A 23,203-nucleotide genomic window follows, 5' to 3' on the forward strand; every position below is an offset into this window, starting at 1 on the left:
CACACCGCGCGTCTGGTGAGTGCAGAACGAGCCCCGCAGCGGACCGACCGACAGATCCCGTTAAAGGCACGCAGCCAGTCAGACGTTGGGTCAGGACGACCGCTGCGGGGCTCCCCTACATACTCACTGTCAGTCGTCGTCGGGGTCGTCGGTGACCGTGTCGCCCGCGCTCGCGCCGTTGGGGGACTTCACCGCGACCTTGCGCGAGCGGCGCTGGGTCGGGCGGGGCGGCGGGGGCGGGGAGGACACCTGGCCGCCGCGACCGAGGATCAGCTCGGCGAAGGTGGCCATGGCCTCGTCGAGCTGCCCGGCGTTGCGGCGCTCGGACTCCTCGTTGGCCTGTTCCACCAGCCCGCGCACCGCGGCGGCGTCGGGGCGCTCGACCAGCACGGCGTCGAGGCGGCCGAACCTCTCGTCGAGGCTGCCGGTGACACCGGACTCCAGGGAGTCGAGCCGGGCGCCCACCGAGTCCAGGCGTTCGGCCAGCGCGGAGAGGCGCTGGGCGAGACCGTCGAGCGGCTCGGTGGGGTCGACGGCCGGGCGCGCGGCCAGGTCCTCCAGCCTGCGGTGCAGGCCGACTCCGGTGTCGCCGAGCAGGTTGCGCAGGCCCTCGCCGGTCTCGTCGAACGAGCGGACGGCGGCGTCGAGCTGCTCGCGGACGCCGCGGTCGATACCGTCGATGCGCTCCTTGATCGGCGTGCCGACCGAGGACGGCATCGCGTCGAGGCGCATCTCGTGGCGGTCGAGGCGGTTGTCCAGGTCGTCGAGGCGCTTGTGCAGGCCACCCAGGCGATCGTCGAGGCCGTCCATCCGGCCCGAGATGCCCTCCATGCGCCCGGCCATGCCGTCGAGGCGGCCGTCGAGCTGGGCGAAGGGCTTGGCCAGCTTGTCCGGCAGCGCCTCCACCGCGCGTGCCAGCGACGCCAGCGCGGCGTCCTGCGCGTCGAGCTTCGCGACGGTCTCGTCGAGACGCTCGGCGAGCACGCTGACCTCGGTACGGTCGGGCAGCTCGGTCAGGCGCTTGCGCACCGTGCCGAGGGCGTCGAGCGCGGCCAGGCGGGCGTGGATCTCGTCGAGCGAGTCGAAGATCTGCTGCTGCTCGCTGTCGCGGATCTCGGCGGCGCGCGTGAGCATGCCGCGCATGCGGTCGAACGAGAGGGCGGAGTCATTGCTCATGGCAGCGGGGAGCTTCCTGACGAGCGGACAGGGCAGGCCGAGCGCACTGAGCGTAGCGACGGCTGTGGATCACCCGTCCGCGGCTCCCCGTTCGGACGTGCCGTGCCCTGATCGGCGCAATACAGCTGCCCGAGAAGGGTGCTTCGACGTGGTGTTCTAGCGTGACGGCGTGCCCGTGCCTCCCCAGGAAGTCCCGCTGAACGCCGAGACCATCCGCGACGCGCCCAAGGTCCTGCTGCACGACCATCTCGACGGGGGCCTGCGCCCGGGCACCGTCGTCGAGCTCGCCGACGCGACCGGCTACGCCGCCCTGCCCACCACCGACGTGCCCACGCTCGGTCGCTGGTTCCTCGACGCCGCGCACTCCGGGTCGCTGGTGCGCTACCTGGAGACCTTCGGACACACGGTCGGCGTGATGCAGACCGCCGACGCGCTGGTGCGGGTCGCCGCGGAGTGTGCCGAGGACCTCGCCGACGACGGCGTCGTCTACGCGGAGGTGCGGTTCGCGCCCGAGCTGCACGTGGAGGAGGGCCTGGAGCTCGACGCGGTGGTGGAGGCCGTGCTGGAGGGCTTCCGGGTGGGCACCGCCCGGGCCGCCGAGCGCGGCCGCCGCATCCGCGTGGGCTGCCTGCTCACCGCGATGCGCCACGCCGCGCGCAGCCGCGAGATCGCGGAGCTGGCCATCCGGTTCCGCGACACCGGCGTCGTCGGTTTCGACATCGCCGGCGCGGAGGCCGGGTTCCCGCCCACCCGCCACCTCGACGCGTTCGAGCACGTGCGCCAGCAGAACGGGCACTTCACCATCCACGCGGGCGAGGCGTTCGGGCTGCCGTCGATCTGGGAGGCGCTGCAGTGGTGCGGGGCCGACCGGCTCGGCCACGGCGTCCGGATCGTCGACGACATCTCCGTCGACGACGACGGCACCGCCACGCTGGGCCGGCTCGCCGCCTACGTGCGCGACATGCGGATCCCGCTGGAGATGTGCCCGACGTCGAACCTGCACACCGGTGCCGCGAAGTCGCTGGCCGAGCACCCGATCGGGCTGCTGGCGAAGCTCCGGTTCCGCGTCACGATCAACACCGACAACCGGCTGATGTCCGACATCTCGATGAGCCGGGAGATGGTCGGGCTGGCCGACACGTTCGGCTATGGCTGGGCCGACCTGCAGTGGTTCACCGTCAACGCGATGAAGTCGGCGTTCATCGGGTTCGACGAGCGGCTCGCCCTGATCAACGAGGTGATCAAGCCCGGGTACGCGGCGCTGCGCGCCTGAACCGCTGCGCGCCTGAACCGCTCGCGCCGGCCGGAGGTGGTCGCGACGTGATCGCCGGATCAGGGGCCGCTGCGGCCGTTCGGACCTCGCCGTAGGCGCCGTTCGGCGATACCCGGCGACGGTCGGCGGGCGTAACGTCGTCTTCTTGTGGAGACCCCGCCCGAGTCGACGCGCTCGGCCGGCGCCCGCCCCGGTGTCCCGCGCGTGAAGACGTCGATACCGCTGCTCTACCCCCGCCACCAGCGCCGGCAGCGGTTGCTGGACATGCTCGACGCGGGCGGTCCCGAGCAGGTCACGATCGTGAGCGCCCCGGCGGGATTCGGCAAGACCCAGCTGCTCGCCGAGTGGGCGGCCGGGCTCGCCGGGCCCGTCGCGTGGGTGTCGTTCGACGCCGCCGACGACGACCGCCGGTTCTGGGCCGCGCTCCTCACCGCGATCGGCTCCTGCGTGGAGCCCGGCAGCGCGGTGCACCGGCTGGCGATCCCCGGCGCCCCCAGCGGGGACCCGGAGTTCCTCGCCGCCGTGGCCGGCATCGTCGACGCCCTCCCCACCCCGATCCGGCTGATCCTCGACGACGTGCACGAGCTGACGGCCGCGGAGCCGCTGCACGGTCTCGCCGCGCTGACGCGGGATCGCTCGTCGCGGATGCGGCTGGTGCTGTCGGGCCGCACCGACCCGCCGCTGTCCGTCGCCCGCCTGCGTCTCAACGGGGAGCTGTGCGAGATCCGGGCCGAGCAGCTGAGGTTCCGGCTGCCCGAGGTGGAGGCGAAGCTGGCCGCGGAGGGGTTGGAGCTGCGCCCGGCCCAGGTGCGGCTGCTGGTGGAGCAGACGGGGGGCTGGGCCGCGGGGCTGCGACTGGCCGAGATCTCGCTGCGGGAGACCGACGACCCCGACCGCTTCCTCGCCGATCTCGCGGGCAACGGTCGGGCGGTGTCGGACTACCTCGTCGGGGAGGTGCTGTCGCGGCTCGACCCGGACACGCTCGACGTCCTGCGTGCGGTGAGCATCTGCGACGAGGTTCCCGCGGAGCTGGCGGCGGCGCTGGCGCTGCGGCCGGACGCGGGTGAGGTGCTCGACGCCATGGAGCACCGGACCGCGCTGGTCGCCAGCCACGGCATCGGTCGCACGACGTACCGGATCCAGGCCCTGCTCCGGGCGCACCTGCGCGCCGACCTGCAGCGCAGGCGCCCCGACCTCGCGGTCGCGCTGCACGTCCGGGCCGCCGCCTGGTACGCCGATCGGGGTCCGTCGGTCGATGCGCTGACCCACGCGCGGCTCGGTGGGGACACCGGCCAGGTGGCTGCGCTGCTGCGCAGGCACGGCATCCGGCTCGTCGCCGAGGGACGGCACTCCACGGTGCGGACGACCGTGGCCTGGCTCGCCGACCGCCACGCCGCCGCCGATCCCTGGTTCCCGCTGGTCGACGCCCTCGCCGCGATGGAGGTGGGGGACACCCGGGCGGTCGACTCCCACCTCACCGCCGCGGGCGGGCCCGCCGACACCGACACCGACGAGCTCCGCCTGCTGGTCCGGTCGCGGCGGGCCGGCCTGGCGGTGGACGCGCAGGAGATGGAGCGGGTCCCCGCGGTTGCGCCCGGTCCGCCCACGGAGGGTGAGCGGTGGGAGATCGACGCGATGGCGCGTCTCGACCAGGCGTTCATGAAGGCGGCGTCCGGGCACCCGGCCGACGCGATCGGCCCGGCCCGCGACGTGCTCGACGGCTCCCGGAGACGCCGGCACGGCTACCTGGCGGCCCGCGCGCTGGCGGTCCTCTCGGCGGCCGCGGCCGCCGCCGGGGACTACCGCCGGATGTCGGCGCTGGCCGAGGAGGCGGACGCCGTGATGCCGGGCTCGGAATGGCCGGCGACCGCAGCAGCCGCCCTGACGTCGACACTGCGGGCCTACGGAGCGCTGCTGCGGGCCGAGCCGGCCCGGTGCCTGGAACACCTCGACGCCGTCCCCCGACCCGAGATCGGCGATCCGGTCGCCGGAGGCCTGCCCTACATCCGCTCGGCGCTGCGGGGCAGCGCGCTGGTCGATCTCGGCCGGGTCGGCGAGGGGCTGGCCGAGCTGGCCACCGGTCGCACCGCGGCCGCCGTCCTGCACAACCCACCCCAGGTCACCGCGATCGTGGCCACGCTCGAGCACGGCGCAGCCGTGGCCAGCGGCCGGACCGACCAGGCGCGCGCGGCCCTGGCGTGGGCCGAGGACGAGCTCGGGACCTCCGTTCTCGACGTGGCGTTCCTGCACGGGCGGCGACACGTCGACCTCGGCCGCTGGGAGGCGGCGGGGGACGCGCTCCGAACGGTGCTCGACGGTCCCGCGAGCGTGCTGGCGCCCTGGACCCGGGTCGAGGCCCGCGTCCTGCGATGCCTGCTCGCGCTGCGCGCCGGGCGACGTCACCACGCCCGCCAGGAGCTGGGGCGCGCGCTGGCGGCGGCCGGGTCGACGGGCGTGCTGCGTCCGCTGGCGTTCGGGCCACCGGACGTCGTCGAGCTGCTGACCCGCCACCTGGGCGGGTTCGGCGACCTGGAACCTGTCGCCGGTCGGGTGCTGGAGCTGCGCCACGCGCTGGGTCCGGCCGATGCACCGATCCGGCTGACCGCCAGGGAACGCGACGTCCTCGGCCTGCTGCCGACGCAGCGGTCGCTGGAGGAGATCGCCGGCGAGCTCACCGTCTCGCACTCGACCGTGAAGACCCACGTCAAGGCGATCTACGCCAAGCTCGACGCCCGGTCGCGGCGCGAGGCGGTCACGGCGGCCCGGCGCCACGGGCTGATCGGGGCGACGACGCCCTGACCGGATCGTCCCCCGGGGTGGCGGGGCCCCGGTGCGCGGACCTCGGTCGGCTCGCGTTGGTGCAGACCACGCTGCCCATCACCACGGACAGGGCGACCATCGAGAGGTAGGGCAGGTGGTCCGCGGCGCCGTCCCAGCCGCCGCGTCGGCCGCGGCCATGCCGGCGGGTGTGGGTTCGCCCGCCGACGCGCTGCCTCACCCGTTGCGGGGGACCTCACCCGAGGTAGGACAGGCCGTCGCCGACGAGGGAGAGGCCGAAGACGACGAGGATGACCATGACGATCGCGTCGTTGTTGGCCGTCATGAACTCCTTCACCGAGGTGAGCGCCGCGGTGGCCCGCTCGGCGAGCGCGAGGTGGTAGAGCACGGCGCCCAGCACGGTGATCGAGCCCAGCACCACATAGCAGGCCACGGCGACGACGAGGTCCGGACCGGTGACCCCGGCCTGGCCGATCGAGGCGGCGGCGCCCACCGTCAAGGCCAGGTTCTTCGGGTTGCCGGCTGCCAGCACGAGCCCCAGGCCCAGCGCGCGTCCCGGCCCGGTGGACTCGACCGTCGCCATCCAGCCCGGGAGGACCACCTCCTCGCCGGACCTGCGGCGCGTGCGCCACTTGCGCAGCGCGAGGACCAGCAGCCCGGTCCCCAGGCCGAGCTCGACCCAGCCGATCCCCGTGGCGGCGGGGCTGCCCGGTTCGTCGACGTCACCGGTCAGCAGCACCGCCACCGCGCTGATCGCGGTGAGGCCCACCACCCAGCCCAGCGCGAAGGTCGGCCCGCTGGTCCGCGCGCGTGGCGAGCCCAGCACGAGGATGACCGCGACGACCGGGAACGGGCTCAGTCCGACCGCGGCCGCCGGACCGAGGATGCCCCCGAGGGCGTCACCCAGCACGGTGCGACCGGCCGGTCACCGTGGCTGCCCGCCTGCGCCGTAGCGGCGGGCCGCGCCCGCGCGGGTGGCGCTCGCCGCGGCCCCGGTGACCAGGCTCCCGATCGCCATCCCGATCACGAGGTGGATGACGGCCGACGCGAGCGCCACCCCGATCGAGCCACCCGCCAGGAACGGCAGCACCACCGCCGCGGCGGTGAGCAGGCCGACGATCCAGCCGAAGTAGGCCAGCGGCCGGGGCGTGCTGATCAGCAGCAGGTGCACCAGCCCGGTCGCGGCCAGCGCCGCGGCGGCCGCGAGCGCGCAGAGCACCGCGGTGCCCGACCCGCCGAACGGCCCGGCGTCGACGGGTGCGTGCAGCGCCACGCGGAACAGCGCGCGGACGACGAGCACGCCGACCAGGCCGATCAGGGCGGCCACGACGGCGGTGGCCAGACCGCCGGACCACAGCCTGGTCACGTCGATGGTCGGCCGGTCGGGTTCGGGCAGGCCGTAGCCGCTGGCGGACATCGGGTCTCCGGTCTGTCGGCGGGGTGCCGCGCCAGCTTTCGCCCCCGGCGCGGGCACGGCCTCCCCGCGCGGGGTGAGGTGCGCCCCCGACGACCGCCGCCCGGTCGAGGGCTGCGCCGCTAGTGTCGATCCGAGCCGGCCGCCCGGCCCGGCCCGGCGGCCCGCGGTGGTCCGGGCGCCGAGGCGAACAGGTCCAGGCCCAGCTCCCGGGACAGGAACTCCGCCGTGAGCCGGCCGCGCACGCTATTGCCCGCGGCGTCCAGCGGCGGCGCGAACGTGCCCAGCGCGCCCTTGCCCGGCGAGACGGTGACCATGCCGCCGCCGATCCCGCTCTTGCCGGGCAGGCCCACCTCGTAGAGCCAGTCGCCGGAGGTCTCGTAGAGGCCCGCGGTGGCCATCACCGACAGCACCGCGCGGAACACCGGCTGCCCCACGACCTGCTCCCGTGTGACCGGGTGGACGCCGCCGTCGGCCAGCGTCGCGCCCATGGTCGCGAGGTCGGCGGCGGTCACGGCGACGCAGCTCTGCCGCGTGTAGAGCTCCACGGTCTCGTCCGGGTCTGCGTCGAGCGCGTCGAGGGAGTGCAGGAGCTGGGCCAGCGCGCGGTTGCGGTGGTTGGTGGCCGCGGCGCTGCGGTGCACCTCGGGATCGAGCGCCAGCTGCCGGCCGGCGAACCGGGACAGCCCGTCGAGGACGAGCTGCCAGCGCCGCTCGAGGGTGCGCCCCGGTACCAGCCCCGCCGTGGCGACGGCCCCGGAGTTGACCATCGGGTTGGTCCGCCCGCCCGGGCCCGCCTCCACCGCGGCGAGGGAGTTGAACGCCAGTCCGGTGGCGTTGGCCCCGACCCGCAGTCGCGCCTGCGCCGGGCCCAGCGCGCCGCACACCAGAGCGAACACGAACGGCTTCGCCACGCTCATGATCGTGAACTCGGTCCGGGCGTCGCCCGCGGCGTACAACGCACCGGTCACGCCGGTGACGGCGACGCCGAAGCCCTCGGGCGCCACCGCGGCCAGCGCCGGGTACACCGTGGACACGGCACCGTCGCGGACGCCGCGGAAGCGGGCGTGTGCCTGGTCGACCAGCTCCTGCACCCGCTCGGGTGCGGGCAGCGACCCGGTCGAGACGAACGCGCTCACCGCTGGACTCCGGGCCCGGCCCGCGGCGGTCGGTCCGCCCGCCACGCGGCGCGCCGCACCCTGGCCGCGATCCCGAGCACGAGGTCGGACACGGGCTCGCCGGCCGACCCGGTCACGGCGCGGGCACCCGGTCGGGTCGCCCGCGCGAGCCCGTCCGGTGCATCCGCACCGCGAGCTGTGGCGAGGCCAGCTCGACCCCGCGCTGCGCGAACGCGGCGTCGACCGCCTCCAGCAGCGCACGTTGGAGGGCGAACTGGCATCCGGCCAGGGTCTTGACCCGCAGCCGCAGGACGATGCCGTCGGCGGTGAGCGCCTGCACGCCGAGCACCTCCGGCGGTTCGAGGACCTCCTCGGCGAACCGCCCGGTCGCGCTCACCGCCGTCGCGACCTCGTGCAGCGCCGCCCGGGCCGCGCCGACGTCCGTGCCGTGGGTGACGACCACGTCGATCAGCGCGGCCGACCAGAGCTGCGAGTAGTTGCCCACCCGCTCGATCTCACCGTTGGGGACGTGCCAGACCGTGCCGTCGAGGTCGCGGAGCACCGTCTGGCGCAGGCTGATGCTCTCGACCACCCCGACGGCCTCGCCGAGGTCGACCTCGTCGCCGATGCCGAACTGGTCCTCCAGCAGGATCAGGACGCCGCTGAGCAGGTCCTTGATCAGGCTCTGCGCGCCGAACGCCAGCGCGATGCCGGCCAGCCCGGCGCTCGCGATGACCGGCCCGAGGTCCAGCCCGAGGATGCCGCAGACCGCGATGAGCACGCTGGCCCAGACGAGCGCGGACAGTGCCCCGGCCACGGCCGTGGACACCGCGCGGGCGCGCGTCGTGCGGCGTTCCTCGACCGGCGGCTCCCCACCGGGCACCGGGCCCTGCGCGATCACCCGGTCCACGGCCCGGCGGACCAGCAGCCGGATCAGCCGGCGCAGAACCCATCCGGCGACGAGCGTCGCGAGCACCGCCAGCGGGCGACCGATCAGCCAGTCGGCCGCCGCCGCGAGGACGGCGTTCCCGCCGGTGCGGTCGAACACCCATGCGCAGACGACGTCGGTCTCGGGCCCGCACACGCCCGGTGGCGCGCCGGTCACCGGACACCGCTGGTCGGGGTCACGGCACCGGAGCCCGGCCGCTGCGCCGCTGCGCGGTCCAGCCGGCGACCGCGAGCACCAGCCAGACCGCCGTGGCGACCAGGCTCCCGAACAGCGTGTCCGGCTCACGCAGGAACCCCAGGAAGGGGGCGATCGTCACCGCGCCGCGCAGGGCCAGACCCGCGCCGGCCAGCGCGGTGACGACGGCCAGCACCGGGCTCCGGACCTGGGTGGCGCCGACGCCGCCGAGCAGCGCGGCGGAGAGCACGACGATCACCACCAGCGTGGGGCTCCACTCGACCAGCGAGAACGTGCGGAACGCCGCCGCGGCGATCGCCCCGCCCGCCAGGGCGCCGACGACGAAGAACCCGGTCTGCACGACCAGCCCGGCGAGCACCAGCGCGCCCACCGCGCCCGCGGCCCCGACGAGCAGCACGCCGAGCCAGCCGGCCCCGAGCGCGTCGGCCAGCACGCTGCCCATCCCGAACCCGGCGCAGGCCGCCGCCAGCCGCAGCGACCGTGCCCCGGTGAAGCACAGCAGCAGCCCCGCGGCGAGCAGCGCGAGCCCCCACCCGATGTAGACCCCGTCGTCGTACACGTTGCGTCCTCCCTGCCGGGGTCAGGTCCCGAGGATCCGGGCCTTCTGCGTCGCGAACTCCTCGTCGGTGAGCACGCCGGCCGCCCGCAGCTCGCCCAGGCGGGTGAGCCGGTCGAGCACGTCGTCGGCGGGTGGGGGCGGCGTGGCCGCCTGCGTGGCCAGGGCGGCGGCCACCTGCGCGTCCACCTCGGCGCGCCGCTGCGCCTCGGCGAGCTGCGCCTGCGCGTCGAGCCCCTGCCGGCGCTGCTGCGCCGAGGCCTGCTGCGCCGAGGACACCCCGCCCGCCACCGCCGACGCCGTGCCGGCCACCACCGCGGTGCGCGCGACCGTGCCGAGCAGGCCCGGGCCGCGCCGGGCCCGGCGCATCCCCCGCCTCATACCTGCACCCCTGCGTCCGTGGCCGCGGCCGCCATGGCCTGCTCGACGATGTCGGCGGGGATCCGGTCATGGGTGAGCAGGACTCCGCCCGCCGCGCGGACGGTCTGCGCGAAGGCGGCGGCCCAGACGTTCTCCCAGAGCACGACGAGCGCCGTCGAGCCGGGCGGGACCTCCTCGCCGACGATCGGCACGTCCTGCTCGCTGAGCAGCCCCAGCACGTCGCCGTCGAGGGCGTCGAAGGCGGCGAGCTGCTCGGCGTCGAGCTCGCCGAGCTCGACGGCCGAGACGGCTCCGTCCGCGTCCTTGGCGACGATGAGCAGGTCGAGGATGGCGATGGTGCCCGCGTCGACGAGGCCCGCCAGTGCCGGCACGACGGCCGGGTCGACGCCCTCGCCGTCGAACACGATCGCGACCCACTCGACGGGCCCGGTCGCCCCGCTCCCTCGCCGCGCGCGGTCGGAGACGCCCCCGACGTGCCCTGCGGACGGCGCGCTCACCGGTACGTCCCCACGTCGAAGGTGAGCGCCAACTCGGCGAGCAGGCGGGTGCCGAACCCGCTGCACCCGGCGGGCCGCCATCCCCCCGGCTTGGCCACGTCCGCCGTGCCGGCGATGTCGACGTGTGCCCAGGCCACGCCGTCGACGAACTCGGCGAGGAACAGCGCCGCCATGATCGCCCCGCCGTTGAGGTCCCCGAGGTTGTTCAGGTCGGCGATGGGGGAGTCGATGTCGGCGCGGTAGCGCTGCTCCAGCGGCAGCTGCCACAGCGGCTCGTCGGTCCGCGCCCCGGCCGCGATCAGCCGCTCGACCAGAGCCTGGTCGTTGCCCATCACCCCCGCCACCGACGTCCCGAGCGCCCGCATGCAGGCGCCCGTGAGCGTGGCGATGTCGACGATCGCGTCCGGGCGTTCCTCGGCGGCGAGCACCAGCGCGTCGGACATGACCAGCCGGCCCTCGGCGTCGGTGTTCTTCACCTCGACCGTCGTGCCCCCGCGCACGGTGAGCACGTCCCCCATCTTGAGCGCGGTGCCCGATGGCATGTTGTCGGTGCACATCAGGTAGCCGGTGACGGCGGCGGGGCAGCCCAGCTCCTCGAGCACCGACATGGCGGCGAGCACCGACGCGGCGCCCGACATGTCGTTCTTCATCATCGCGTGGATGCCGTCGGCGGGCTTGAGGCTGATGCCACCCGAGTCGTACATGATCCCCTTGCCGACCAGCGCGAGCCGGCCGGTCGGCTCGCCCGGCGGCTCGTAGGTCAGCTTGATTATGCGCGGTGGCTCCGCGCTCCCGCCGTTGACGGCGAGCAGGCCCCCGCAGCCGAGCCGCACCAGCGAGTCCCGGTCGTGCACCTCCACGTTCAGGCCGTGCTTCCCGGCGATCTCGACGGCGAGTTCGGCCATCCGGGTCGCCGTGAGGTGGGCGGGAGGGCAGTTGGCCAGGTCGCGGGTGAGCGCGGTGGCGCCCGCGAGCGTCCTGCCCCGCTCCGCGCCCGCCGCCCACGTCGCGGTCGTGTCCTCGGCCGTGACCAGGGTGATCGCGGTGATCGCGGTGCGGGCGGACGCCGACTTGAAGGGACCGAACGCGTAGCGGGCGAGCAGGATGCCCTCGACCAGCACCTGCGCCGCGGTCGCCGGGTCCGGACCGTCCGCGCCGGTGGCGAGCAGGGCGGGCCGCGCGCTCCACGGGGTGGCGAGGGCGAACGCCGCGGCGGCGTCGCGCAGGCCCGCCGCATCCGGTGCGTCACCGATCCCGACGGCGACCCGGACCGGCCCCGCGCCGCCGGGCACCAGCAGGGTCTGGCCGACCTTCCCGGCGAAGCCGGCGGCGCCGAGGGCGGCGCGGTCGAGACCGAGGTCCGCCGCCACGTCGCCCGCCGTCCCGACCGGTACGGCCAGCGCGTCGGCGTCGGGAGGGACGCCGGCCGCCGCCGTCACGCGCACCGCCGCGGTCTCCCGGAGCGACGGGGCGGAGTCGAAACCCGAGGGGACGAGGATGGCCTGGGACATGATCGTCACGGTCCTTTCTACAGGGGCCAGAAGAGGGGGACGAGCAGCACCGCGACGGTGAGGAACAGCGCCAGGTTCGGCAGGCCGAGCTTCCAGTAGTCGCCGAACCGGTACCCGCCGGGCTCCATCACCATCATGTTCACCGGCGTCGCCACCGGCGTGAGGAACGACGCCGCGCAGGCGATGGCCAGCACCATCAGCACCGGCCGGGCGGAGACCCCGAGATCCGTCGCCGCCGCGGTCGCGATCGGGATCATGATCAGGGCGGTGGCCATGTTGCTGATCAGCTGCCCGAGCGCGGCGGTCAGCAGGAACAGCCCGGCGAGCAGGGCGTAGGGCCCGGCGCCGCCGACGACGGTCACCAGACCGGCGGCGAGCACGTCCGCGGCGCCGGTCTGCACCATCGCCGTGGACACCGGGATCATCGCGCCGACGAGCACGACGGTCGTCCAGTTGATCGAGCGGTAGGCCTGCTCGGGCCGCACCACCCGCAGCAGGACCATGGCCAGCGCGGCGAGCACACCCGCCACGACAGCCGGTACGACACCGCTGGCGAGCAGCACCACCATCGCGACCAGCACGCCGATGGCCTCGCGCGCTTTCAGCCCGAGGGGCACCGCCTGGCGGCGCACCAGCTCCGGCGCGTCGACGACGAGCACCTCCGGCCCGGCGTGGTGCTCGTCGAGCGCCGCCCACGGCCCCCGCAGCACCAGCGAGTCGCCCGCCGCCAGCGCGCTCTCGGCCGGCCCGAGGTCCTCCCCGTTGCGCTGGATCGCGACGATCACCAGATCCCCGCTGTCGGTGGTCATGCCGGGGAACGCGGTCGTGCCGATCAGCTCCGAGCGCGGCGGGATCACCACTTCGGCGACACCCTTCTCGCGTGTGTAGAGCCCGCTCCCCGGTTGCAGGTCCTGGTACTGATCGACCAGGCGGTGGGCCAGCGCGGACAGGTCGGGCGGCATCGAGGCGGGCGTCCGGTGCGGCAGCAGCCGGCCGCCGAACAGGACGGCGATCGCGACGGTGCCCGCCACGAGGGGCAGGCCGACCAGCGCGAACTCCAGGAAGCCGAAGCGGCCGACGCCGGCGTCCTGCGCGGCGTCGGACACGAGCACGTTCACCGGCGTGCCGGTGAGCGCGAGCAGCGAACCCGCATGGGCGCCGAACACCAGGGGCATGAGCAGCTGCGACGGGGCGAACCGCAGCCGCACCGCCATCACGACCACGACCGGGAGCAGCGCGGCGACGGCCCCGTTCACGGTGATCATGGCCGTGAGCACGGCCACCAGCAGCATCATCAGGACCAGCACCCGGGGGCGGCTCCCGCCCGCGCGCGCCACCAGCCGCTGCCCGAGCCAGGTCGTGACCCCCGCGGAGTCGAGGCCCTCGCCGACCACGAACAGCGCGGCGATGAACAGCACGGTCGGATCACCGAAGCCGGCCACCACCTGGTCGATCTCCAGCACGCCGGTGAAGTACAGCGCCAGCCCGGCCAGCAGCGCGACCGCGCCGACGGGCAGCCGGCCGGAGACGAACAGCACCACCACCGTCGCGAGCACGGTGAAGGTGACGGCGATGTCGTTCATGCGCTGTCGTTCATCCCCGACCCGATCGTGGCGGCGTCACGCCGCGGCCGCGTCGGCCCGCGATCCAGGTCGCTTCGTGGCCGCCACGACGATCGCGTCCACGCCGGACACGATCAGGAAGATCCCGATCAGGTTCACGAACAGCAGCACCTCGCGCAACGGGGATCCGATCGCCCACATCCCCAGCAGCAGCTCGAAGAGTCCGAGCACCAGACCCAGCCACCACAGCCCCGCCCTGCTCCCCAGCAGGGTGCCCACGATCCGGGTCAGACCGCTCACCACGAAGGCCCAGGCCGTGATCACGGCCAGCACGTACAGCGTCGGCCCGGGCCAGACGAACGCGGCGACGCCGGCGACGATCCCCAGCGCCCCGCCGGCGTAGGCGACCCAGCGCCAGCCCCCGTCGATGCCCCCGGCGATGAGGAACTGTGCCACCCCCGACACGATGAAGCCGATCCCGGCGAACACCACGACCGACGCGAGGGCGGCGGGGCGCAGGCTCATCACGAGCAGGCCGTAGAAGACGGTGAGCACGCCCAGCAGGAGCAGCACCCACCAGCCGGACCGCTCGACGGAGGCCGTCTCCGCGGTGGTGCGGCCCGCCGTGGGCGCAGCAACGTGCTTCGCGGTGCGGGCGGCCGGCGGGGTGTCGCCGCTCGCGGCGCCCCCGGTCGAGCCCGTGCCGGCGAACTCCGGGTCGGGCGGGTCGGGTGTCGTGGACGTCGTGGTGGACACGGCAGCCTCCTGGTTCGCGTTGACCGGTGCGACGCTGCTCGACCCGCCCGGCCGGCGGCCTCACCCGGCGCGGGTGAGGTGTGTGTGGTGGTCGCCCGCCCCGCTGTGGCGTGGGGGCGTGCCGGCCGACGTGCCGGTGTCGGGGACGGGCCACCGCGCGGGCCGCGCGCCCGGCGGCTTCACCCGCTCCGGGCGAGGCCGGGTCGCCCGCCGCCGCCGATGGTGGTGCTCCGCGCCCGGCGGCAGGCGCACACCGTCCCAGCTACGGAGGCCTCGATGTCCACGCAGTCCGGCTCGTCCCCCGGCGGTCCCGGCGTCGCGAACGCGTCCTGGCTGCCTCTGGTCGTCGTGGTCCTGACCCAGATCCAGGCCTCGTTCGCCGTCAACGCCCTGACCGTCTCGATGCAGGGCATCACGACCGACCTGAACACGCCGGCGACGAGCGTGGGAACGGCGATCACCGCCGGCACGTTCGCGATGGCGGCGTTCATCCTGCTCGGCGCGAAGGTCGGCGCGAAGTACGGGTCGCGGCGGGTGTTCCAGATCGCGGTGGCGATCCACGGCGCGGCCATGGCGGCCGTGGCACTGAGCGTGAGCCCGGCGATGCTGTTCGTCGCACAGGCGGCGTCGGGTGCCGTGATCGCCCTGATCGCGCCCGCGCTGGTGGTGTTCATCGCCACGAACTTCCGCGGCGAGCAGCAGGCCAAGGCGATCGGGTTCCTCGCCGCGGCGATCCCGGCGGCGGGCGTGCTGGCCCTGCTCATCGCGGGCTCGTTCGCCTCGACCATCGGGTGGCGCTGGTCGTTCGCCCTCGTCGTCGCGTTCGCGGTGATCAACCTCGTGCTGAGCTTCCAGGTCAAGGCGGTCGCGGCGCAGCCCGACATCCAGATCGACTGGACCGGCGCCGCGCTGGCCTCCGTGGCCGTGATCCTGCTGAGCTTCGGCTTCAGCGGGCTGGCGACGTGGGGCCTGTTCCTGGCGACCCCGGCCGCCCCGTTCGACGTGTTCGGGGTGTCGCCCGCCCCGTTGCTCATCGTCCTGGGGATCGTGTGCGCCCAGGGCTTCTTCTCCTGGACGCGGGCTCAGCAGGATGCGGGCAGGCCGCAGCTGTTCAACCTCGACGTGCTCAAGACGTCCCAGGAACGGGCGACGACCGTCTGCATGGCGACGATGCTGTTCGTCGGGACGGCGGCGAACTTCCTGATCCCGCTGTACCTGCAGATCGTGCAGGGCCGCACCAGCTTCGAGACCTCGATCGCGGTGATCCCGTACACGCTGTCGATCTTCGTGGCGAGCTCGGTGGTGGCCGGGGTCTACCGCCGGTGGTCGCCGGCCGCGATCGCGCGCATCGGCTTCGTCGTGGTGGCGGCGGCGCTGACCCTGCTGGGGGTCACCATCCGCAACGACTGGAGCCAGATCCTCGTCGTCATCGGGCTGATCACGCTCGGACTCGGCCAGGGCGCGATCGTCGCGCTGGTCTTCAACACGCTGCTGACCGCGGCGCCCAAGGAGCTCTCCGGCGACGTCGGCGCGTGGCGCGGGCTGGTGCACAACGTGTCGGGCAGCGTCGGCATCGCGGTGGCCAGCGTCTTCGCGGTGGGGCTGCTCGGCGGGCTGGTCACCAGCCAGCTGGTGGAGAACCCGACGATCCCGCCCGAGCTGAAAGCCCAGGTCAACCTCGACAACGTCAACTTCATCCCGAACGACGCGCTCGTCGAGGTGCTCGGCGAGACCACCGCGACCCCGCAGCAGGTGGACGAGGCCGTGCGGATCAACACCGAGGCGCGGATCCGGGCGCTGCGGACCTCGCTGCTCCTGCTCGCCGCGCTGGCACTGCTGGCGATCATCCCGGCCGGGCGGATGCCCGGCTCGGTTCCCGAGGACCTGCTCGCTCCCGACGCTGCGGGCGGGACCCGGGAACGGGCCGGCTGACCGGTTCGGGACGGACGAGCCGGTGGACCGCACGACGGGTGGAGGTCATGACGTGACCAGGCGCTACGAGTTCCGGGTGGCCGGGCTGCTCTCCGACCGCGCGCGGGGGGCGTTCCCGGAGATGACGGTGCAGCACGCACCGCCGCAGACGATCATCCTGGGAGAGGTCGTGGACGAGTCGCACCTGCACGGGGTGCTCGCCCTGATCCAGCAGTTGGGGTTGCGCGTCGTGTCGGTGCAGGAAGTCCCGGACGTCGAGCCGTGACCGAGCCCGTGGGGTCAGCGGCGGGCACGCCACCGCCGGACGTCGCCGGGAACGAGCCGACGAGCCTGCCGTCCGGGGTGGTGCCGGCGCCCGGCGCGGTGCCGGTCGGGATGGCGCCGCAGGTCGGGGCGGTGCCGCAGGTCGGCGCGGTGCCGCAGGTCGGGATGGTGCCGCAGGTCGGGATGGTGCCGCTGTCGGGCACGGAGCCGCAGGTCGGGGTGGCACCGCAGGCGGGTGGCGAGCGGCGGCGGGGCGGTGGGCTGCCGCGCGCGTTCGTGGTGCTGGTCGGCGGGGCCGCCGTGGTGGTGCTGGCGGCCGGGGTGCAGGCCGCGGCATGGCTCATCGGGCCGGCGTTCCTCGCGCTCGTGATCGTCATCGTGGTCAGCCCGGTGGAGCGGCGGCTGCGCGGGCTCGGAGTGCCCGGGTGGCTGTCGACGGCGGCGCTGGTCGTGCTGGTCTACGGAGCGGTGCTCGTGCTGGTCGGGGTGCTGCTCGTGTCGGTGGCGCAGCTGGCGACGATCCTGCCGCAGTACGCCGCGGAGGCCGACGCGATCCTCGCGGTGGCCGTGGACCGGTTGCGCGACCTCGGGGTCGGCCCCGGGCAGCTGCAGCTGTTGACCGGCGCTCTGGACCTCGGGCGGCTGGTGGCGGTGATCGGCGTGCTGCTGTCCGGGGTGACGGGGCTGGCCACCAACCTGGTCTTCCTGCTGTCGCTGATGCTGTTCCTCAGCATCGAGTCGTCCGAGGTGGGGCCGCGCATGGCGGCGATCGCCCGCACATCGCCGACGGCCTGGGCCGGTTCGCGGTCAACACCCGCCGCTACCTGGTCGTCACGACCGTGTTCGGGCTGCTCGTCGGGGCGGTCGACGCGGTCGCCCTCGCGCTGCTCGGCGTGCCGCTCGCCCTGCTGTGGGGGCTGCTGGCGTTCATCACCAACTACATCCCCTACGTCGGCTTCTGGCTGGGGGTGCTGCCGCCGGCGCTGCTGGCGCTGCTGGTGGGCGGCTGGCAGCTGGTGCTCGTCGTGTACCTGATCTACAGCGTGGTCAACTTCCTGCTGACCTCGCTGGTCCAGCCCCGCTACATCGGCAACGCCGTCGGGCTGTCGATCAGCGTCACGTTCCTGGGCCTGGCGTTCTGGGGGTGGATGCTCGGCCCGCTCGGCGCGGTGCTCGCGGTGCCGCTCACGCTGCTGGTCAAGGTCCTGCTGGTCGACTGCGACCCGCGTGCGTCGTGGGCGCAGGCGTTGCTCGGCTCCGTGGCACAGCTGGGGGTGGCGCAGCTGGGGGTGGCGCAGCTGGGGGCCCCACCCGCGCGGGAGGAGGGCGATCCGTCCACCGGGTGAGGCCCCCGACAGGCCGCGAGGCAGCGCGCTGCTACTCGGGCGCTGCTACTCGGCGAACGCCACGCGCAGCGCCTCGTCCTGGTCGGAGGAGAGGTTGGTGAACAGCAGCTCGGGCTTCTGGCCGGCGAAGGCCTCGGTGACCTTGTCCAGGACCACGTCGGAGGTCAGGACGAACAGGGCGGAGGTCCCCGGCGTGATCTCGTCGCGGGCGCGCTTGACGAAGTCGTCGCTGATGCCCACGTCCGCGAGCGAGCCGCTGAGCGCGCCGAACGCCGCTCCGATGGCGGCACCGAGCAGCGGCACGAAGAACAGCAGCCCGAACAGCAGCCCCCAGAACGCCCCGCCGAGCGCCCCGCGGCCGGCCAGGTCGTGCAGCTGGCGGGTCCTCGGCTTCTTCGCGTCCTGCGGCCACGACACCGTGGCCGCGTCCCAGACGGTGACCAGGCGCTTGCGCGCCAGCTCCTGCAGTGTCGCGACGGCGTCCTCGGCACCCGACTCCGTGTCGAACCGCCACACGCTCAACGTGCTCATGTCCCGCTCCTCGTCCGGGCGCCGGGATGGCGCCCCCGGCGAGCCTCGCCCGAGGCGGCCGGGCGCGGCCTCCCCCGCAGCGGGCGAGGTACCCGCGGCCGGCCGTGATCACCGAGCACGCAATCGGGGCGACGGTCAGTGCCGGCGCAAGCGGGCCTGCAGGTCGCCCAGCAACTCCGTGAACCGGGCCGCCTCGGCGTTGAACGGCGGGCTCGGGGCCAGACGCGTGGGGTTGGGGCGCACCACGAACGACACCAGCCAGCCCAGCGGCTGGTTGTCGGCCAGCGCCTCGGCGGGCTCGTCGTCGCCCGCCCACTCGCCGACGTCGATCAGCAGCTCGGTGGCCAGGTCGAGCTGTGTGCGGTCGAGCGCGATCGGTCCCTCGGCGATGTCGGCCGAGAGGCCGGTGAGGACGTAGACGTTGACCTCGTCGACCTCCACCTCCAGCTCGCCCACCGCGGCCCGTTCCACGACCTCCGGCCACGTCGACGCCGTGACCAGGTCGTGGCCCTCGGCGCCGTCGTCGGCGATCCAGCGGGCCAGCGCCCGCTCGCTGGAGAACACGTCGATCTGCCCGCCGGAGCCCAGGAACACGGGCTTGTCGTCGAGGTAGCAGCGCAGCGTGACGAACTCGCCGTCGCGGGTGGTGATCCGGATCGGGTCGATGCCGATCTCGTCCCAGAACCCCTCGGGCTCGTCGTCGGTGTCGTCGGTGTCGTCGGCGGGGCCCACGACGTCGGCGTCCCGGGCCAGCTCGTCGGCCGCCACGACCTCCTTCTCCGCCGCCGCGAGCGCGGTGGCGTCGACGTCGGGGGTGTCGACGAGCGCGTCGAGCGCGTCGATCACGTCGTCCCAGCGCTGGGCGACGACGTCCACGAGCTGGGTCCACAGGCGCCTGCCCTCGCGACCGGCGAAGGGCAGGGTGCCCTGCTGCAGCAGGCCGAAGCCCGGCGCGGAGTCCAGCACCTCGGTGACGACGTCGAGCTCGCACACGTCGGCGATCGACCGCACCATCTCGACGACCTCCTGCAGCTCGCCGATCGACCACTGGTCGGCGTCCTGCGCGACGATCTCGGGCACGCCGACCACGTCGTAGCGCTGGGTGTCCTCGGGTGTGAGCTCGGGGACCGACAGGTCCGGCACCACCGACCACGCCGGGTGGTCGACGAGGTCGTGCTCGCGCACCGTGCGGACGAACGCGGCGAGCTGCGCCACCTCGGGGAAGGCGAACAGCGCGTCGTCGTCGCCGAGGAAGGCGACCCACTCCTCACCGTCCTCGCGCCACCGGGGCGCCCACAGCGTGACGAGGTCCCCCTCGGTGAGGGAGAGCTGGATCGGGACGATGTCGCTGGCCACCGCGAGAGCCTATGACCCGCCCAGGTCAGCGACCGACCGGGTGCCACACCGTCTTGGTCTCTGTCCACGCGCGCAGCCGGGCCAGGGACGGGACCGCCGAGTGGTCGGGCTCGACGGCAGGGCGGGGCAGGACCCGCTTGAGGGTGCCGGCCGCGGCGCGTTCGCACTCGGTGGCGATCTCCTCGGGGACGCCGGCGAGGTCGATCCCGGCCACCTCGCCGTGCGCGGCGAGCCACGGTGCGAGCTCGGCGGAGTCCCCCGTGAGGATGTTGACGACGCCGCCGGGCACGTCGGAGGTGGCCAGCACCTCACCGAGCGCGACCGCGGGCAGCGGCCGCTCCCGCGCCGCGACCACGACGGCGGTGCAGCCGGTGGCGAGGACCGGGGCCAGTAGGTCGACCAGTCCGAGCAGCGAGGAGCGCTGCGGTGCGAGCACCGCGACCACGCCCGCAGGCTCCGGGGTGGACCAGTTGACCAGCGGCCCGGCCACCGGGTTCACCGACCCGAGCACCGAGGCGATCTTGTCGGTCCAGCCCGCGTACCAGACCCAGCGGTCGATCGCGGCGTCCACCAGTGCGCCGGCCTTTCTGCGCGGGACGCCCTCGGCGGCCACCACGTCGTCGACGAACTGCGCGTCGCGGGCCTGCATCATCTCGGCCACCCGGTAGAGCACCTGCCCGCGGTTGTACGCGGTGGCCCCCGACCACCCGCCGAACGCCGAGCGGGCCGCGCTCACGGCGTCGCGGACGTCCTTGCGGGAGGCGAGCGCGGCGTGCGCCATCAGCCGCCCCGACACGTCGCGCACCGGGTAGCTGCGGCCGGACTCCGAGCGCGGGAAGGCGCCGCCGAGGTAGAGCTTGAACGTCTTCGCGACGGCCAGGCGCCCGTCGACCGGTGGGGAGAGGCTCACGGGGCCAGCCTACGGCCGCCGGACGAGTGGGACTCCCGTCGGAACCCTGGCCGGGGCCGTACCGGCCGTCGCCGGGTACGGCGCCCAGCCTCGATGATCAGCGGTTCGGAACGCGGAGTGGTGGGGCGGCCTTGATCGTCGCTTCGGAACCGAGAGGCGTGTCTGGCGCGCCTCCAGGTTCCCGTCCGACGATCGGACACAAGTGGTGGCCGCGCGCGCTCGCCACGCGGAACGATCTGCTGCCGAGGAGGAGCGTTCTCCGGTCCGGATACTCACGCGTCGAGGTAGGCCTCCAGGCCGATGCGCCCGCCCTCCCGGCCGAAGCCCGACTCCTTGTACCCACCGAACGGTGACGTGGGGTCGAAGCGGTTGAAGGTGTTGGTCCAGACCACCCCGGCGCGTATCCGCTGGGCCGTCCACATGGCCTTGGCACCCTTCTCGGTCCAGATCCCGGCCGACAGCCCGTAGGCGGTGTTGTTGGCCTTGGCCACCGCCTCCTCCGGTGTGCGGAAGGTGAGCACCGACAGCACCGGCCCGAAGATCTCCTCGCGCGCCACCCGCATCGTCTGCTCGACCCCGGAGAACACGGTGGGCGGGAAGTACAGGCCGCGCTCGGGCAGCGGGCACGGGCTGGTCCAGCGCACCGCGCCCTCGGCGTCGCCCGCGGCGACGAGGGCGTCGATCCGGGCGAGCTGGGCACGGGAGTTGATCGCGCCGACGTCGGTGTTCTTGTCCAGCGGGTCGCCGACGCGCAGGGTCTCGATGCGGCGCAGCAGCAGCTCCGAGAACTCCTCGGCGACCGACTCCTGCACGAGCAGCCGCGAACCCGCGCAGCACACGTGGCCCTGGTTGAAGAAGATCCCGTCGACGACGCCCTCGACGGCCTGGTCGAGCGCGGCGTCGTCGTAGACGATGTTGGCCGCCTTGCCGCCCAGCTCCAGGGTGAGCCGCCGCCCGGTGCCCGCGAGCTGCCGCTGGATCGACCGTCCGACGTCGGTGGAGCCGGTGAACGCCACCTTGTCGAGCCCCGCGTGCGCCACGAGCGCCGCGCCGACGTCACCCGCGCCGGGGAGCACGTTGAGCACGCCGTCCGGGAGACCGGCCTCGGCGGCGATCTCGGCGAGCACCAGCGCGGTGAGCGGCGTGGTCTCGGCGGGCTTGAGGACGATGGTGTTGCCGCAGGCCAGCGCGGGTGCGACCTTCCAGGCGGCCATCAGCAGCGGGAAGTTCCACGGGATCACCGCACCGACGACGCCGACCGGTCGCGGGTCGGACCCGAGCCCGGCGTGGCCGAGCTTGTCGGCCCAGCCCGCGTGGTGGAACAGGTGCGCCGAGGCGGTGGGCACGTCGACGTCGCGGGACTCGCGGATCGGCTTGCCGTTGTCGAGCGTCTCCAGCACGGCCAGCTCGCGGGAGCGCTCGGCGACGATCCGCGCGATCCGGAACAGGTACTTGGCCCGCTCGGCGCCCCGCATCGGGCCCCAGGTCTTCTCGTACGCCCGGCGCGCGGCGGCCACGGCCCGGTCGACGTCCTCGGCGGACGCCGTGCCGACCTCGGCCAGCACCTCCTCGGTGGCCGGATTGACCGTCTTCAGCGCCTCGCCACCACCGTCGACGAACCTCCCGTCGACGAAGGGCCGGTAGGTGGGCGAGACGTTGGCCAGCGCGGCGGACTCCGGGGCGGGCGCGTACTCCCAGGTCGTCATCAGCCGTTCCCGATCCGGTCGCTGTTCTCGTAGTGGCCCAGCGCCTGGGTGCGGCGCTGCCGCAGCAGGTCGTTCAGCAGCGACGACGCACCGAACCGGAACAGCTCGGGCACCAGCCACGCAGGCCCCGCCACCTCGTTGACGGCCACCAGGTGGCGGATCGCGTCCTTGCTGGTGCGGATCCCGCCCGCGGCCTTGACGCCGCGGCGCTCGCCGGTGGCGCGGTGCCAGTCGCGCACGGCCAGCAGCATCAGCTGCACGACCGGCAGCGTGGCGGCCGGGGAGATCTTGCCGGTGGAGGTCTTGATCACGTCGGCCCCGGCGAGCAGCGCGAGCCAGGACGCGCGGCGCACGTCGTCGTAGCCGGCCAGCTCCCCGGTCTCCAGGATGACCTTCAGATGGGCCGGTCCGCAGGCCCGCCTGACGGCGACGATCTCGTCGTACACCTGCCCGTAGCGCCCGGCGAGGAACGCGCCGCGGTCGATCACCATGTCGATCTCCGACGCCCCCGCCTCGACGGCGAGCGCGGTGTCGGCCAGCTTCACCGCATGCGAGGAGCGCCCGGCCGGGAACGCGGTGGCGACGGCCGCGACGGCGATCCCGGAACCGCGCAGTGCGTCGACGGCCACCCCGGCGAGATCGGGGTAGACGCAGACCGCGGCGACCGGCGGGACGTCGGCGTGGTCCGGGTCGGGACGGCGGGCCTGGGCGCACAGGGAGCGGACCTTGCCCGGCGTGTCGGAACCCTCCAGCGTGGTGAGGTCGATCATGCCGATGGCCATGTCGAGTGCCTGGAGCTTGGCGCCCCTCTTGATGCTGCGCGTGGCGAGCGCGGCCGACCGCCGCTCGAGACCGACCTGGTCGACGCCGGGCAGGCCGCGCAGGAACCGGCCCAGCGACCGGTCGTCGCGCACGGCGTCGGCGAACCCGCCCGCGGCGTCGGCGGTGGCCCGCGGGGCGGGCACGGTCGTGGTCACGCCGCGAGTCTAGGC

At 74.3% G+C, this 23,203-nt stretch carries 21 protein-coding genes; 5 read left to right on the forward strand and 16 right to left on the reverse strand.

What is annotated here, in order from left to right; genetic code table 11:
• Positions 1–129: 129 nt before the first annotated feature.
• Positions 130–1,176: a PA containing protein gene (locus tag Q1K26_RS22620; protein ID WP_300016649.1), complete on the reverse strand. Its 1,047-nt coding sequence runs from the start codon at positions 1,174–1,176 to the stop codon at positions 130–132.
• Positions 1,177–1,351: 175 nt separating this feature from the next.
• On the opposite strand from Q1K26_RS22620, the gene Q1K26_RS22625 reads away from it, so the two are divergent.
• Both Q1K26_RS22625 and Q1K26_RS22630 read left to right on the forward strand, forming a co-directional pair.
• Positions 1,352–2,449: an adenosine deaminase gene (locus tag Q1K26_RS22625; protein ID WP_300016749.1), complete on the forward strand. Its 1,098-nt coding sequence runs from the start codon at positions 1,352–1,354 to the stop codon at positions 2,447–2,449.
• Positions 2,450–2,653: 204 nt separating this feature from the next.
• Positions 2,654–5,248, forward strand: a complete 2,595-nt coding sequence (locus Q1K26_RS22630) for a LuxR C-terminal-related transcriptional regulator (protein WP_300016651.1) — start codon at positions 2,654–2,656, stop codon at positions 5,246–5,248.
• Positions 5,249–5,462: 214 nt separating this feature from the next.
• On the opposite strand, the gene Q1K26_RS22635 is transcribed toward Q1K26_RS22630, so the two are convergent.
• The 10 genes from Q1K26_RS22635 to Q1K26_RS22680 all read right to left on the reverse strand — a co-directional run bounded on the left by Q1K26_RS22635 (position 5,463) and on the right by Q1K26_RS22680 (position 14,166).
• Positions 5,463–6,137, reverse strand: coding sequence for a GAP family protein (locus Q1K26_RS22635; protein ID WP_300016654.1), 675 nt, complete (start codon positions 6,135–6,137; stop codon positions 5,463–5,465).
• A 15-nt stretch (positions 6,138–6,152) separates the two neighbouring features.
• The gene (locus Q1K26_RS22640; RefSeq protein ID WP_300016657.1) at positions 6,153–6,644 is read right to left on the reverse strand and encodes a DUF6069 family protein; all 492 of its coding nucleotides are present in this window, start codon (positions 6,642–6,644) and stop codon (positions 6,153–6,155) included.
• A gap of 119 nt (positions 6,645–6,763) precedes the next feature.
• Positions 6,764–7,780, reverse strand: coding sequence for a glutaminase A (glsA, locus tag Q1K26_RS22645; protein ID WP_300016660.1), 1,017 nt, complete (start codon positions 7,778–7,780; stop codon positions 6,764–6,766).
• A 112-nt stretch (positions 7,781–7,892) separates the two neighbouring features.
• The gene (locus Q1K26_RS22650; protein WP_300016663.1) at positions 7,893–8,864 is read right to left on the reverse strand and encodes a mechanosensitive ion channel family protein; all 972 of its coding nucleotides are present in this window, start codon (positions 8,862–8,864) and stop codon (positions 7,893–7,895) included.
• A 19-nt stretch (positions 8,865–8,883) separates the two neighbouring features.
• Entirely contained in the window at positions 8,884–9,462 is a 579-nt protein-coding gene (locus Q1K26_RS22655) for a hypothetical protein (protein WP_300016665.1), read from the reverse strand.
• A 21-nt stretch (positions 9,463–9,483) separates the two neighbouring features.
• The gene (locus Q1K26_RS22660) at positions 9,484–9,840 is read right to left on the reverse strand and encodes an SHOCT domain-containing protein (protein ID WP_300016668.1); all 357 of its coding nucleotides are present in this window, start codon (positions 9,838–9,840) and stop codon (positions 9,484–9,486) included.
• A complete protein-coding gene (locus Q1K26_RS22665) occupies positions 9,837–10,337 on the reverse strand; it encodes a DUF6325 family protein (RefSeq protein WP_300016671.1) in 501 nt (166 codons plus the stop codon). Before Q1K26_RS22665 ends, Q1K26_RS22660 begins: the two co-directional genes overlap by 4 nt.
• The gene (locus Q1K26_RS22670; protein ID WP_300016674.1) at positions 10,334–11,848 is read right to left on the reverse strand and encodes a leucyl aminopeptidase; all 1,515 of its coding nucleotides are present in this window, start codon (positions 11,846–11,848) and stop codon (positions 10,334–10,336) included. Before Q1K26_RS22670 ends, Q1K26_RS22665 begins: the two co-directional genes overlap by 4 nt.
• 17 nt (positions 11,849–11,865) lie before the next feature.
• Positions 11,866–13,431: an SLC13 family permease gene (locus tag Q1K26_RS22675; RefSeq protein WP_300016677.1), complete on the reverse strand. Its 1,566-nt coding sequence runs from the start codon at positions 13,429–13,431 to the stop codon at positions 11,866–11,868.
• 36 nt (positions 13,432–13,467) lie between these two features.
• Positions 13,468–14,166, reverse strand: a complete 699-nt coding sequence (locus Q1K26_RS22680; RefSeq protein ID WP_300016680.1) for a DUF308 domain-containing protein — start codon at positions 14,164–14,166, stop codon at positions 13,468–13,470.
• 276 nt (positions 14,167–14,442) lie between these two features.
• Between Q1K26_RS22680 and Q1K26_RS22685 the strand changes: the two genes are divergently transcribed.
• From Q1K26_RS22685 to Q1K26_RS22695, 3 genes are all read left to right on the forward strand, one after another.
• Positions 14,443–16,098 carry an MFS transporter gene (locus tag Q1K26_RS22685; RefSeq protein WP_300016683.1) on the forward strand — a complete coding sequence of 552 codons (1,656 nt, stop codon included), beginning with the start codon at positions 14,443–14,445 and terminating at the stop codon, positions 16,096–16,098.
• 52 nt (positions 16,099–16,150) lie between these two features.
• Positions 16,151–16,363, forward strand: coding sequence for a hypothetical protein (locus Q1K26_RS22690; protein ID WP_300016686.1), 213 nt, complete (start codon positions 16,151–16,153; stop codon positions 16,361–16,363).
• A gap of 334 nt (positions 16,364–16,697) precedes the next feature.
• Positions 16,698–17,708 (forward strand): AI-2E family transporter, encoded by a 1,011-nt coding sequence (locus tag Q1K26_RS22695; RefSeq protein WP_300016689.1) that lies wholly within the window; start codon positions 16,698–16,700, stop codon positions 17,706–17,708.
• A gap of 45 nt (positions 17,709–17,753) precedes the next feature.
• Here Q1K26_RS22695 and Q1K26_RS22700 read toward each other — a convergent pair whose 3' ends face one another.
• The 5 genes from Q1K26_RS22700 to deoC form a co-directional block, all read right to left on the reverse strand.
• Positions 17,754–18,239 carry a DUF1269 domain-containing protein gene (locus Q1K26_RS22700; RefSeq protein WP_300016692.1) on the reverse strand — a complete coding sequence of 162 codons (486 nt, stop codon included), beginning with the start codon at positions 18,237–18,239 and terminating at the stop codon, positions 17,754–17,756.
• A 135-nt stretch (positions 18,240–18,374) separates the two neighbouring features.
• Positions 18,375–19,595, reverse strand: coding sequence for a primosomal protein (locus Q1K26_RS22705; RefSeq protein WP_300016695.1), 1,221 nt, complete (start codon positions 19,593–19,595; stop codon positions 18,375–18,377).
• 25 nt (positions 19,596–19,620) lie between these two features.
• On the reverse strand, positions 19,621–20,505 hold the full coding sequence (locus tag Q1K26_RS22710) for an aldehyde dehydrogenase family protein (protein ID WP_300016698.1): 885 nt from the start codon (positions 20,503–20,505) through the stop codon (positions 19,621–19,623).
• A gap of 272 nt (positions 20,506–20,777) precedes the next feature.
• On the reverse strand, positions 20,778–22,211 hold the full coding sequence (locus Q1K26_RS22715) for an aldehyde dehydrogenase family protein (protein WP_300016701.1): 1,434 nt from the start codon (positions 22,209–22,211) through the stop codon (positions 20,778–20,780).
• Positions 22,211–23,188, reverse strand: a complete 978-nt coding sequence (deoC, locus tag Q1K26_RS22720; RefSeq protein WP_300016705.1) for a deoxyribose-phosphate aldolase — start codon at positions 23,186–23,188, stop codon at positions 22,211–22,213. Before deoC ends, Q1K26_RS22715 begins: the two co-directional genes overlap by 1 nt.
• Between the last annotated feature and the right edge of the window lie 15 nt (positions 23,189–23,203).

It is taken from the genome of Pseudonocardia sp. (assembly GCF_029263155.1).
In the GTDB taxonomy this organism is placed as follows: Bacteria; Actinomycetota; Actinomycetes; order Mycobacteriales; family Pseudonocardiaceae; genus Pseudonocardia.